The sequence below is a fragment of the Xanthomonas hortorum genome, from assembly GCF_040279205.1.
In the GTDB taxonomy this organism is placed as follows: Bacteria; Pseudomonadota; Gammaproteobacteria; order Xanthomonadales; family Xanthomonadaceae; genus Xanthomonas; species Xanthomonas hortorum_F.
Genome location: NZ_JBEOLS010000043.1, coordinates 32,590 through 44,951 on the forward strand (window position 1 = coordinate 32,590; position 12,362 = coordinate 44,951).

8 protein-coding genes are annotated in these 12,362 nt (G+C 67.5%); 7 read left to right on the forward strand and 1 reads right to left on the reverse strand.

The window, feature by feature from the left end:
• Positions 1-149 precede the first annotated feature (149 nt).
• The 5 genes from ABS769_RS15785 to ABS769_RS15805 are packed head-to-tail and all read left to right on the forward strand — an operon-like array spanning position 150 to position 7,876.
• Positions 150-2,342, forward strand: a complete 2,193-nt coding sequence (locus ABS769_RS15785) for a polysaccharide lyase 6 family protein (RefSeq protein ID WP_350498199.1) — start codon at positions 150-152, stop codon at positions 2,340-2,342.
• Positions 2,339-4,582, forward strand: coding sequence for an oligoalginate lyase (locus tag ABS769_RS15790; protein WP_317062226.1), 2,244 nt, complete (start codon positions 2,339-2,341; stop codon positions 4,580-4,582). Before ABS769_RS15785 ends, ABS769_RS15790 begins: the two co-directional genes overlap by 4 nt.
• Positions 4,579-5,874, forward strand: coding sequence for an MFS transporter (locus tag ABS769_RS15795; RefSeq protein WP_317062227.1), 1,296 nt, complete (start codon positions 4,579-4,581; stop codon positions 5,872-5,874). Before ABS769_RS15790 ends, ABS769_RS15795 begins: the two co-directional genes overlap by 4 nt.
• A gap of 50 nt (positions 5,875-5,924) precedes the next feature.
• Positions 5,925-6,677: an SDR family NAD(P)-dependent oxidoreductase gene (locus ABS769_RS15800; protein WP_317062228.1), complete on the forward strand. Its 753-nt coding sequence runs from the start codon at positions 5,925-5,927 to the stop codon at positions 6,675-6,677.
• Positions 6,678-6,697: 20 nt separating this feature from the next.
• On the forward strand, positions 6,698-7,876 hold the full coding sequence (locus ABS769_RS15805; RefSeq protein WP_317062229.1) for an SGNH/GDSL hydrolase family protein: 1,179 nt from the start codon (positions 6,698-6,700) through the stop codon (positions 7,874-7,876).
• 98 nt (positions 7,877-7,974) lie between these two features.
• Here the strand turns inward: ABS769_RS15805 and ABS769_RS15810 are convergent, their stop codons facing one another.
• Positions 7,975-8,568 (reverse strand): TetR/AcrR family transcriptional regulator, encoded by a 594-nt coding sequence (locus ABS769_RS15810; protein WP_317062230.1) that lies wholly within the window; start codon positions 8,566-8,568, stop codon positions 7,975-7,977.
• Positions 8,569-8,700: 132 nt separating this feature from the next.
• Between ABS769_RS15810 and ABS769_RS15815 the strand changes: the two genes are divergently transcribed.
• On the forward strand, positions 8,701-9,774 hold the full coding sequence (locus tag ABS769_RS15815; RefSeq protein ID WP_115036529.1) for an NAD(P)-dependent alcohol dehydrogenase: 1,074 nt from the start codon (positions 8,701-8,703) through the stop codon (positions 9,772-9,774).
• An 83-nt stretch (positions 9,775-9,857) separates the two neighbouring features.
• Positions 9,858-12,071, forward strand: coding sequence for a glycoside hydrolase family 3 N-terminal domain-containing protein (locus tag ABS769_RS15820; protein WP_317062231.1), 2,214 nt, complete (start codon positions 9,858-9,860; stop codon positions 12,069-12,071).
• Positions 12,072-12,362 lie beyond the last annotated feature (291 nt).

Consider the following 12,362-nt stretch of genomic DNA (forward strand, 5'->3'; position numbering starts at 1 on the left):
TTCGCGAAATATTTTGTGCGCACGCAGCATGACATCTGGCGTTCCACGCGCTTCAATAGCGAGCAACTGGACTATGATTTTGGTTGACGATCCAGTCTGCACTGTTACCCTCGACCATCACCGACGCGCCAGCGTCCAGGAGCATCCCGATGCGACCCCCCGTCTCCCTTGCCTGCCTGTTGCTGCTGTGTGCGCCTGCCTGGATCGGCTCGGCCAAGGCCACCGCGTACCTGGTGCACGACCAGAGCGAGTACGCCGTGGCGGCGGCCGCGCTGCGTGCCGGCGATCGCATCGTGCTGGCCGATGGGCAGTGGCGGGATTTCGCCATCGTGCTGCGCGGGCAAGGCACTGCCGAGCAGCCGATCACCCTCACCGCGCAAACGCCCGGCAAGGTGATCATCAGCGGCACCTCCGACCTGCGCATGGCCGGCACCTACCTGGTGGTGTCCAACCTGGTATTCCGCGACGGCCACAGCCCGGGCGATGCGGTGCTGTCGTACCGCATCTCCAGCAAGGAACGCGCGCGCCACAGCCGCATCACCGGGGTGGTGGTGGACGGCTTCAGCAAGCCCACCCGCAGCGATTCGGACAACTGGGTGGCCCTGTACGACAGCGACAACCGCTTCGACCACAACCAGCTGGTCGGCAAGACCAATGCCGGCCCCACCCTGGTGGTGGTGCGCGACGCCACCCAGGGCCTGGACAATCGCCATCGCATCGACCACAACTGGTTCGGGCCACGCCCCAACCTGGGCGCCAATGGCGGCGAGACGCTACGCATCGGCACCAGCAGCGATGCCGACAGCGCCTCCAACTCGGTGGTGGACAACAACTGGTTCGAAGGCTGCGACGGCGAGGTGGAGGTGGTCTCCAACAAGTCCGGCGGCAACACCTACCGTGGCAATGTATTCAAGCAATCGCGCGGCGCGCTGGTGCTGCGGCATGGCGATGGCAACCTGGTCGAGCGCAATGTGTTCTTCGGCGATGGCAAGGCCGACACCGGCGGCATCCGCGTGATCAACCGCAAGCAGACCGTGCGCCACAACTATCTGGAAAACCTGGCCGGCGATGGCTATTCGTCGGCACTGAGCATCATGTACGGGGTGCCCAACTCGCCCGCCAACCGCTACGTGCAGGTGGACCAGGCGCGCATCGAGCGCAACACCTTCGTGACCGTCAACCAGCTGTTCTTGGGCGCCGGCATGGATGCCGAGCGCACCGCCGCACCGATCAACAGCCGCTTTGCCGGCAACCTGATCGTCGCCGCCAGCGACCCGGTGCGCGTGCTGGGCGATCTCTCCGGCATTGCGTTTGCCAGCAACCTGCAAAGCCCGCTGGCCTCCACCCGCCTGCCCGGCGGCGTCAACAGCCGCCAGGTGACGATGACCCGCGCCAGCACCGGCTTGCTGGTCGCCGACAACGCCAACGGCGTCGGCGCCGACCCGGCGCTGAGCTACATCGCGCGCGCGCAGGTGGGCGTGAGCTGGTACCCCAAGCAGGCGCCGCAAGCGGTGACCGACAGCGGCCGTCGCACGCGCGTGCGACCGGGCCCGGCCAGCCTGAGCGACGCCGTGGCGCAGGCCGGCCCCGGCGATCGCCTGCAACTGGACGCTGGGCGCTACCAGGTCGATGACATTCTCGACGTGGACCGCCCACTGACGCTGGAAGGCCCGCCACGCGGCCGCGCACGGATCCGCTTTTCGCAACCGGCGCTGTTCCAGATCGCGCCCGGCGGCTCGCTCAACCTGGCCCGGCTCGAGATCGATGGCCGCGCCGCACCCGCGCAGCCGGGCAATGCGGTGATCCGCACAATGCCCGGCACCGCCGTGGCGCAGTACCAGCTCACGCTGCGCGACACGCATCTGCATCATCTGGACGCGCACCCCGGCTTCGATGTGATCGCACTCGGCAAGGGCAGCCTGGCCGACCACATCCTGCTGGACCGGCTGCTGGTCGAAGACGTCTCCGGCCGGGTGCTGTCCGCGCGCGCCGAAACCGACGACCGTGGCACCTACAACGTCGAACAGGTGACGGTGCGGCAGTCGCAGTTCCACCGCGTCGCCGGGCCGGTGCTGGACCTGTACCGCGGCGGCCGCGATGAAAGCACCTTCGGCCCGGTGCTGCAGCTGAGCGACTCGCACTTCACGCAGGTCGGCCTCGACGCAGGTGCGTCGCTGCGCCTGCACGGCGTGCAGCGCATTGCGCTGCGCAATAACCGCTTCGTCGACAGCGCCGCGATCCTGGCGCAGCACACCACCGGCACGCCCCACCTCATCGCCAGCGGCAACCAGTTCGTCGGCACCCCGGCCTTGCACGCCGACGCAGCGGAGCCCCTGCTATGACCCGTTCCACCCGCCTGTTGCTGCTGGTCCTGGTCGGCGCCGGCAGCGCCCTGCCCTGCAGCGCCGCCCCGTTACCCGCGGCCGAACAAGCAGCGCAGCCGCAACAGCGCGCGACCGATGCCGCGCCGGTGCTGGTGAGCGCCCAGCAATGGCGCGACATGGCCAGCGCTGGCGCCAAACTGCCGCTGTTCGCCCGCGAACAGGCACGCGCAGAAGCCAGCGTGCGCGCAGCGATGAAGGCAGGCGTGGACGTGCCGGTGCCCAGGGATCCCGGCGGCGGCGCCAGCCACGAGCAGCACAAACGTAACTACCAGACCATCCAGGCGGCCGGCGCGCTGTACCGGCTCACCGGCGATCGCGCCTATGCCGACTATGCGCGCGACGTGCTGCTGGCCTACGCACGCCTGTATCCCACGCTGGGCGCACACCCCGCCGGGCGCGGCCAGGTGCCGGGGCGCCTGTTCTGGCAGTCCTTGAACGACTCGGTGTGGCTGGTCTACGCAAGCCAGGGCTACGACGCCATCCGCGACACGCTCAGCGCGCAGGACCGCGCCACCATCGACCGCGATGTGTTCGCGCGCATGGCGCACTTCCTGTGCGACGAAAGCGCCGACAACTTCGACAAGATCCACAACCACGCCACCTGGGCGGTGGCCGCAGTCGGCATGACCGGCTATGTGCTGCGCGATCAGGCGTTGGTGGACAAGGCACTGCGCGGCAGCAGGCGCGATGGCAAGGCCGGCTTCCTGGCGCAGGTGGACCAGCTGTTCTCGCCGGACGGCTACTACGCCGAAGGCCCGTACTACCAACGCTATGCCCTGGCGCCGTTCGTGCTGTTTGCCAATGCGATCGAGCGCAACCAGCCGCAGCAGCGCATCTTCCAGCGCCGCGACGGCGTGCTGCTCAAGGCCGTAAATAGCCTGGTGCAGAGCAGCTACGGCGGCTATTTCTTCCCGATCAACGACGCCATCCTCGACAAGGGCCTGGACACCGAAGAACTGGTGGCCGGCATCGGCATCGCCTATGCGCAGACCCACGATGCGCAGCTGCTGTCCATCGCGCAACGCCAGCGCCGCGTGCTGCTTACCCCCGAAGGCCTGGCCGTGGCCAGCGCGCTCGCGCAGGACCGCGCCCAACCGTTCGCCTTCGGCAGCGTGTTGCTGCGCGATGGCGCACAGGGCGACCAGGGCGCGCTGGCGATCCTGCGCAGCGGCGGCGAAGACGGCCAGACGCTGGTGATGAAGAACACTTCGCAAGGCATGGGCCACGGCCACTTCGACAAGTTGAACTGGCTGTTCTACGACAACGGCCAGCGCGTGGTCACCGACTACGGCGCGGCGCGTTTCTTGAATGTGGAAGCCAAGGCCGGCGGCATCTATCTGCCGGAAAACGGCAGCTGGGCCAAGCAGACCGTTGCACACAACACGCTGGTGGTGAACGAGACCAGCCACTTCAACGGCGACTGGAAGGTGGGCGAGCAACACGCGCCGACGCAGCTGCTGTTCGCCAGCACTGCCGACACCCAGATCGTGTCGGCGCGCATGCAGCAGGCCTACGACGGGGTCAGCTTCACCCGCACCCAGGCGCTGCTGTCGCACCCGCAGCTGCGCCTGCCGGTGGTGGTCGACCTGCTGCGCGTCAACGCCAGTGCTCCGGCACGTTACGACCTGCCGCTGCACTTCAACGGGCAGATCATGCAGGTCGGCTTCAAGGCAGAGCGCGCACTGACGCAACGTCCGGTGCTGGGCAAGGCCAACGGCTATCAGCACCTGTGGGTGGACGCCTCCAGCGATGCGGGCACCGACACGCGCAGCCTGAGCTGGCTGCTCGCCGGCCGCTTCCACAGCTACCGCTTCGGCAGCAGCGCGCCGGCGCGTGCACTGCTGGTGGAGAGCGGAGCCAACGACCCCAACTTCAACCTGCGCCGCGAACCGGCGCTGATCCAGCGCGTCGATGGGCAGGCCAATGTCAGCTTCTTCGGCGTGCTCGAACCACATGGCGAATACAACGGCACCGCCGAATACGTGCATGGCGCCAACAGCCGCATCCGCGCCATCGAGCGCGTGCGCGGCGACGATGCCGAGGTGATCGTGCTCACCCTGGTCGGCGGCCAGCGCATCGCGCTGGCGGTGGCCGACGACGCCGATGCACAACGCAGCCACCTGGTGCAGGCCGCCGGTCAGCGCTACAGCTGGCGCGGCGGCTACGCGCGCTTCGATCGCACTGCAGGTGCGCAATGAGCACCGCCCGCATGCGCCCCGCAGGCAAGCGCTCGGCGGTGCGCTGGCTGATCGTGGCGCTGATCGCGGTGGCCACGGTGATCAACTACATCGACCGCAATGCGCTGGCGGTGATGTGGCCGGCGATCTCGCGCGACATCGGCGCCACCAAGGAAGACTACGCGCTGCTGGTCACCATCTTCATGCTGTTCTATGCCGCCGGGCAGTTCGTGTTCGGGCGGCTGTTCGACATCATCGGCACCCGGCTCGGCTTTGCCCTGTCCATCGCGGTGTGGTCGATCTCCATCGCGCTGCATGCGGTCACCCACTCCATCATGGCGTTCTCGGTGGTGCGCGCGCTGCTGGGCATCAGCGAAGCCGGCGCCTGGCCGGGCGCGGTCAAGGCCAATGCGGAGTGGTTTCCCGCGCGCGAGCGTGCGTTGGCACAGGGCATCTTCAATGCCGGCGCCTCCATCGGCGCGATCGTCTCGGCGCCACTGATCGCGCTGCTGTTCCTGTCGTTCGGCTGGAAGGGCACGTTCGTGCTGATCGGCGTGCTCGGCATGCTGTGGTTGCTGCCGTGGCTGGTGATCTACCGCGCCGGGCCGGACCGGCATCCCTGGGTCAACGCGGCCGAGCGTGCGTTGATCCTGGATGCGCCCGACGCCGGCAGCGCGCCGCCGCCGGCCTACCTGCCCACGCTGCGCCAGCTGATGTCGCACCGGCAAAGCTGGGGGATCGTGCTGGCGCGGTTCTTCCTGGACCCGATCTGGTGGCTGTTCGTGTCGTGGCTGCCGATCTACCTGGCCGAGACCTTCCACTTCGACATCAAGCAGATCGGCGCATTCGCCTGGGTGCCGTTCGTCGGCGCGATGCTGGGCAGCCTGTGCGGCGGCTGGCTGTCCGGGCGCCTGATCGCGGCCGGCTGGAGCGTGGACCGCGCACGCAAATGGACCATCACCCTGGGCGGGGCCATCATGGCGCCGGCGCTGCTCGGCGCCGTGCAGGCAGCCGACCCGCGCATGGCGGTGCTGACGATTGCCGCCGTGCTGTTCGGCTTCCAGATCGCCATCGGCAATATCCAGACCCTGCCGGGCGATCTGTTCGCCGGCAAATCGGTCGGCTCGCTGGCCGGGATCGGCGGCATGGCCGCAGTGGCCGGCACCCTGATCACCACCTGGCTGGTCCCGGTCATGACCGCGACCTCGTACGCACCGATGTTCATTCTGGTTGCCGCGCTGGTGCCGGCCTCGCTGGCTGCGCTGTGGCTGGTCACCGGCCGCATCCACCGACTCGACGCGCCGGGCACCTGACCGTGCCCGCTGCCTTCTCCGCTTTCCCCACACCAACAGGACACACCCGCATGCACTTCCACGACAAGGTCGCCATCGTCACCGGCGGTGGCCGCGATATCGGCCGCGCCATCTCGCTCAAGCTGGCTGCGGCCGGCGCCAAGGTCTGCATCAACTACGCCAACGACGACGCCAGCGCGCGCGACACCCTGACGCAGCTGCAGGCCGCCGGCGGCCAGGGCATCCTGCACCGCGCCGACGTCACCGACGCCACCGCCGTGGCCGGCCTGCTGACCGCCACCCGCACCGCATTCGGCCAGCACATCGACGTGCTGATCAACGTGGCCGGCGGCATGCTGGCGCGCAAGCCACTGGCCGACATCGACGAGGCCTTCTTCCATCAGGTGATGGACCTCAACCTCAAATCGGTCTACCTGACCACCCAGGCGGTGGCGCCGCATATGCGCGAAGGCGGCGCCATCGTCAATTTCGCCTCGCTTGCCGGGCGCGATGGCGGCGGACCGGGCGCAGCCATCTACGCCACCGCCAAGGCGGCGGTGATGACCTTCTCGCGTGCGATGGCCAAGGAACTGGGCCCGCGCGGCATCCGCGTCAACGCATTGTGCTGCGGCATGATCGCCACCCGCTTCCATGACGACTTCACCAAGCCGGAAGTGCGGGCCTTCGTCGCCAATGCCACCCCGCTGCGACGCGAAGGCCGCCCGGACGAAGCCGCCGATGCGGCGCTGTACCTGGCATCGGATGCGGCCAGCTTCATCAATGGCGCCAACCTGGACGTCAACGGCGGCGTGTTCTTTTCCTGATCGACAAAGGAGTCTTGCGCATGGCCTGGCGATGGATGATGACTGCGACACTGGGCGTCTTGCTGGCGGGCCCGGCCGCTGCGCACCCGGCACCACGCTGGGTGCCGGCCTGGATCGCCTCGGCGACGCCGGACCGGCTCGACGGCGGTGCCGACACGCCGCTGCAATTTGCCGATGAAACGGTGCGCCAGGACATGCGCCTGGGCAGTGCGGCAATGGCCTTGCGCGTTCGCATCAGCAACGAGCTGGGCACCGCACCGCTGACGATCGGTGCGGGCACCGCGCGCCTGCTCGGCGGCGCCGGGGACGCGCAACCGCTGCGCTTCGATGGACGCGCCAGCGTCACCGTGCCGCCCGGTGGCGTGCTGCTCAGCGACCCGGTGCCGTTACGCGCACCGGCACTAGGCGAGGTGGCGGTCAGCCTGTATTTCCCCACGCCGGCACGCCCGGCGGTACGCCGTACGGCATTGCGGGTGGTCAAGGGCCAGGCCGAGGTGCCGGACAGCAAGGCGTTGGCGTATCGCCAGAACGTCATTTCCGCCCTTTACGTCCAACCGCCGCATCCCCGCCAGACGGTGGTGGTGGCGCTGGGCGATTCGATCACCGAAGGCGCCACCGCCACGCGCGGCGCCAATGGCGATTGGCCGGCCCTGCTGGCCAGGCGGCTGGAGCAGCGTTGCCCCGGCAGCGTGGTGGTGCTCAACGCCGGCATCAGCGGCAACAAGCTGCTCGACGACGGCCGCAGCCCCAGCGCGCTGGCGCGGCTGGATCGCGACGTGCTGGCGCTGCCCGGCGTGGACCAGGTGATCTTGTTCGAAGGCATCAACGACATCCGCCACAGCGGTCCGCCGGATGCGATTGCCGGCCGCAATGCCGCCGACATGGTGCTGGGGTATCGCCAGATCGTGACCCGGCTGCAGCAACACGGCATCGCCGTGATCGGCGCCACGCTGACGCCGTTCGGCAACTCCGATCGCTACGAGCCGGTGGCCGCGGCCACACGCCAGACGCTCAACGGCTTCATCCGCGATGGGCAGGCATTCGATGCGGTGATCGACTTCGACGCCGCGTTGCGCGACCCGGCCAGGCCGGAGTGGCTACCCGCCGCGCTGACCCGCGATTTCCTGCATCCCAACGATGCCGGGTATCAACGCATGGCCGCGTCGGTGGACCTGTCGTTGTTCTGCAAGGCCCGCTGAGCCTCCACGCCACGCATTGGCACGCATGCGCCAAGTTGGCCGCCACGGTGGTGCGGGGAGCTACCGCGCTAAAGCGTGGCGCCCAGCCTGGCGAGCCGTCAACGGCGTGCGGATTTTTTCTTGTTGGTCGGTGCAGCGGTGGCGGCTAGCGACGCATCGCGTGTCGCCCCCACGGTGGCCAATGCCATGGTGATCAACCCGGCGACCAACCGCCGCAGCACCGCCTCGTTGTCGGCCGAGGCCTTCAAGCTGGTCGTGGCCAGGCGCAGGATGTAGGCGATATCGGCAGCAGACATGGCGCTGTCGTCGCGCACATGCGGGCTCAGCAACTGCACCAGCGTGGTTTCCATCTGCTGATAGAGAGCGTCCAGCGCATCGGGCGCATACACCCCGCAGTTGGCCACCAGATCCATGCCGTTTTCCGAACCGATCACTGCCGCCACCGGCTCCAGCACCCAGATGTCGAACAGATGCCGCAACTGGGTCTGCAGATCCTGCGTGGCACGCACGCGCTGTGCGGTTTCGCCCATGCAGAACGCACGTTGGCGCGCCACTTGCGCCGCGAAGATCGCCTCCTTGTTGGCGAATGCGGCATACAGCGATGGCCGTGACATCTGCGTGGCCTGCGCGATATCGCTCATGCTCACCTTGCGATAGCCATGACGCAGAAACAGCTGCAGCGCCATGTCCATGACGCGGTCTTCCTTGGTTGCAACCGGGGAAGCGGCAGGCGCAGACACTGCCTTCGACGACTTTACACTTGACATTATTTGTAAATAGGTAAACCTTACACGTTCCACGGATTGTAAAGCACACCAGCCACCATGACCTCACCCCACGCCCAGTCCGCTAGCCAAGCCCGCCCTACCCGCGCCTATGCCGCCCTCGAAAAAGAAGGCGCCATGGTGCCCTGGCAGTTCGAACGCCGCGCGGTGCGCCCCAACGATGTCGCAATCAAGGTGTTGTTCTGCGGCGTCTGCCACTCCGACCTGCATTCGGTGAACCACTGGGCCAGCGAGTACCCGCTGGTGCCCGGCCACGAGATCGTCGGCGAGGTGATCGAACTGGGCGCGGACGTCGAAGGTTTTGCGCTCGGGCAACAGGTGATGATCGGCACCATCGTCGACTCCTGCCGGCAGTGCCCGCCTTGCGAAGCGCACGATGAAGTGTATTGCCGCGAGTTCCCCACGCTGACCTTCGACGGGCTGGACCGCGTGGATGGCAGCCGTACCCGCGGCGGCTATTCGGAGTTCTATGTGTCCGATGCGCGCTTCGTCTATCCGCTACCCGATGGACTGGACCCGGCCGCTGCCGCGCCGTTGTTGTGCGCCGGCATCACCTGCTTTGCGCCGCTGCATCGGTACGGCATCGGCCCCGGCCACACCGTGGGCGTGGTCGGCATCGGCGGGCTTGGTCATTTAGGCATCAAGTTCGCACGTGCGATGGGCGCGCACGTGGTGGCCTTCACCACCTCGCCGAAGAAAGCCGCCGAAGCGCAGCGTCTGGGCGCGCACGACGTGGTGCTGTCCACCGACGCCGAGCAGATGCAGGCACAAGCCTTCCGCTTCGATTTCATCCTGGACACCGTCTCGCGCAGCTATCCGATGAACGACATGCTCAAGGCCCTGAACCTGGACGGCACCTTGTGCACGCTCGGCCTGCCCGACCAGCTAGATTTCCGCCCGGTGATGCTTGCCATGGGCCGCCGCAAGATCACCAGCTCCGGCACCGGCGGCACCGCCGACACCCAGGCGATGCTGGCGTTCTGCCAGCAGCACGCCATCGTGGCCGACATCGAGTTGATCCGCATGCAGGACATCAACGATGCCTTCGCGCGCGTGCACGACAACGACGTGCATTACCGGTTTGTGATCGATCTGCAGGCCTCAGCGTTGTAAGCGCGCGGAAAGCGAAAGCAGTCTGGTTACCTGCGTCGCCCATCCTGTAGCGTGCACACACACTGCCACCCAAGAATCCTCACATGTCTCCACGCACGACGCGGCGCCAGCTGCTGGGTGGCGCAGCCGCGCTAGGCCTGCTCGCGCGCATGAGCGTGGAAGAAAAAGCCGGCCAGCTCAGCCTGTTCAGCTCGGCGCAGCAGGATGGCAAGGCGATCGTCGCCAACCCGCTTGCACGCTCTGCCGATGGGGACGATCAGCTGGCTGCGGCCCGGGCCGGGCGGCTGACCGGGGTCTTCAATGGCTCCAACGTGCGCTGGCACCAGCAACTGCAGAAGGCAGCGCTGCAAAGCCGGCTGCGCATTCCGTTGCTGTTCGCCGCCGATGTGATCCATGGCTATACCACCGTCTTCCCCGTGCCGTTGGCCGAAGCGGCCAGCTTCGAGCCAGACCTGGCACGGCGCACGGCGCGCGCAGCGGCCATGGAGGCCAGTGCGGTGGGTCTGGACTGGACCTTCGCGCCGATGGTGGACATCGCCCGCGATGCACGCTGGGGCCGTGGCGTCGAGGGCGCTGGCGAAGACGTGCTGCTGGCGCGGCTGTTCGCACAGGCGCGGGTGCGCGGCTTCCAGGGCGATGCGGGATTGGCGAATCCTGATGCGATGGCAGCCTGTCCCAAGCATTTCGCCGCCTACGGCGCGGCCGAAGGCGGTCTGGATTACAACCGTGTGGATGTCTCCGAGCGGACGCTGCGCGAGGTCTATTTCCAGCCGTTTCAGGCCGCTTTCGCTGCCGGCGCGGTCACGACCATGGCGGCATTCAACGAACTGTCGGGCATTCCGGCAACGGCCAACACGTGGTTGCTGGATGGCGTGCTGCGGCAGGAGTGGAACTACCCGGGCTTGGTCGTGTCCGACTTCAGCGCCGACCAGGAACTGGTTGCGCACGGCGTTGCAGCCGACGACCGCGAGGCAGCCAGGCTGGCCTTCATGGCCGGGGTGGACATCAGCATGGAAAGCGGCCTGTATCTGCGCTACCTGCCTGCCCTGGTTGCCGCAGGCGAGGTGCCGATGGCACGGCTGGATGCCTCGGTGCGCCGCGTGCTGACGTTCAAGGCGGCGTTGGGGCTGTTCGACGATCCGTTCCGGCGCATCCGGCCCAGGCTCGCGCAGTCGCGTCAGCGCCGCGCCGAGACCCTGGCGTTGGCGCGGGAAGCCGCATGCAAATCGGTGGTGTTGCTGAAGAACGACGGCGAGCTGTTGCCATTGCGACGCAGCGGCCAGCGCATTGCGCTGATCGGGCCAATGGCGCGCGATTGGCTCAATCACGCCGGGCCGTGGAGCCTGTTCGATGAAGAGGACAACCGCAACACGCTGGCCGCTGCAATGTCGGGCGCGCTGGACGATCCCGCTGCACTGCGCGTGGAGGACGGTTGCGGCTTCGATCAAGCGTTGCCGGGCGGGGTGCAGGCGGCAGTGGCAGCCGCTGGCAATGCCGATGTGGCGCTGCTGGCAATCGGTGAGCCCTTGAGCTATTCGGGCGAGGCACAGTCGCGCACCGAGATCAGCATTCCCGCAGTACAGCAGCAATTGCTGGCGGCCGTGATCGCCACCGGTACGCCAGTCGTGGTGCTGCTGAGCACCGGCCGTGCACTCGCGCTGGAAGGGCCGGTGCTCGCATGCGCGTCGATCCTGGTCAGCTGGTTCCTGGGTTCGGAGGCGAGCGCTGCAGTGGCCGACGTCCTGTTTGGTACGCGTGCGCCATCGGGCCGCTTGCCGGTGAGTTTTCCGCACGCGACAGGCCAGGCGCCCTACTTCTACGCACACACCTCCAGCGGCCGCCCCAATCCGCAACCGGATGTGCTGGAGCCGTATAAAACGCACTACCGAACGGTGCCCAACACCGCACTGTTCTCCTTCGGCCACGGGTTGACCTATGGCCGCATCGAATACGGCGAGCTGCGCTTGAGCGATACGCGGATGACGGCCACAGGCAGCCTGCGCATCAGCGCGCGCATCTACAACCGCGGCACGCGCGATGCGGAAGAAGTGGCGCAGCTCTACATCCGCGACCGCAGCGCCAGCATCAGCCGCCCGGTGCGCGAGCTGAAGGATTTTCGCAAGGTTGCGGTACCGGCAGGCGGCAGCGTGGCGGTGGAGTTCGTGCTGCGCCGTGAGGATCTGTTGTTTATCGGCCAGGCCTTGCAGCCAACCGTGGAGCCCGGCGTGTTCGATGTGTGGGTGGCGCCTTCTGCGGAAGCGGCAGGCATGTCTGCGCGTTTTGAATTGATGGGCTGAGCGCTAGCCGCAATCGGAATGGCTCAGCTCAGGGATGGATGTACGGCGTGTCCCGCTCGTGGTGAGGGCATCGCGCTTTCTAGCAGTTCGCTTTGGAATATCACACTGCGCTGAGGCTCACGCTCTCGGTGGTCTTGAGAGGTCATCGAACGGTGCGGATGCGTCGGTTTGGAGCGGATGATCTGCGGCTTGGCTGCGGGGCCCTTGCCCGCCCACCATCGCGGGACACGCCGCAAGTACGTCCGTGTAGGCTCTTACGCGGCATCCATGCCGCGTAAGGTCCCGCGACGG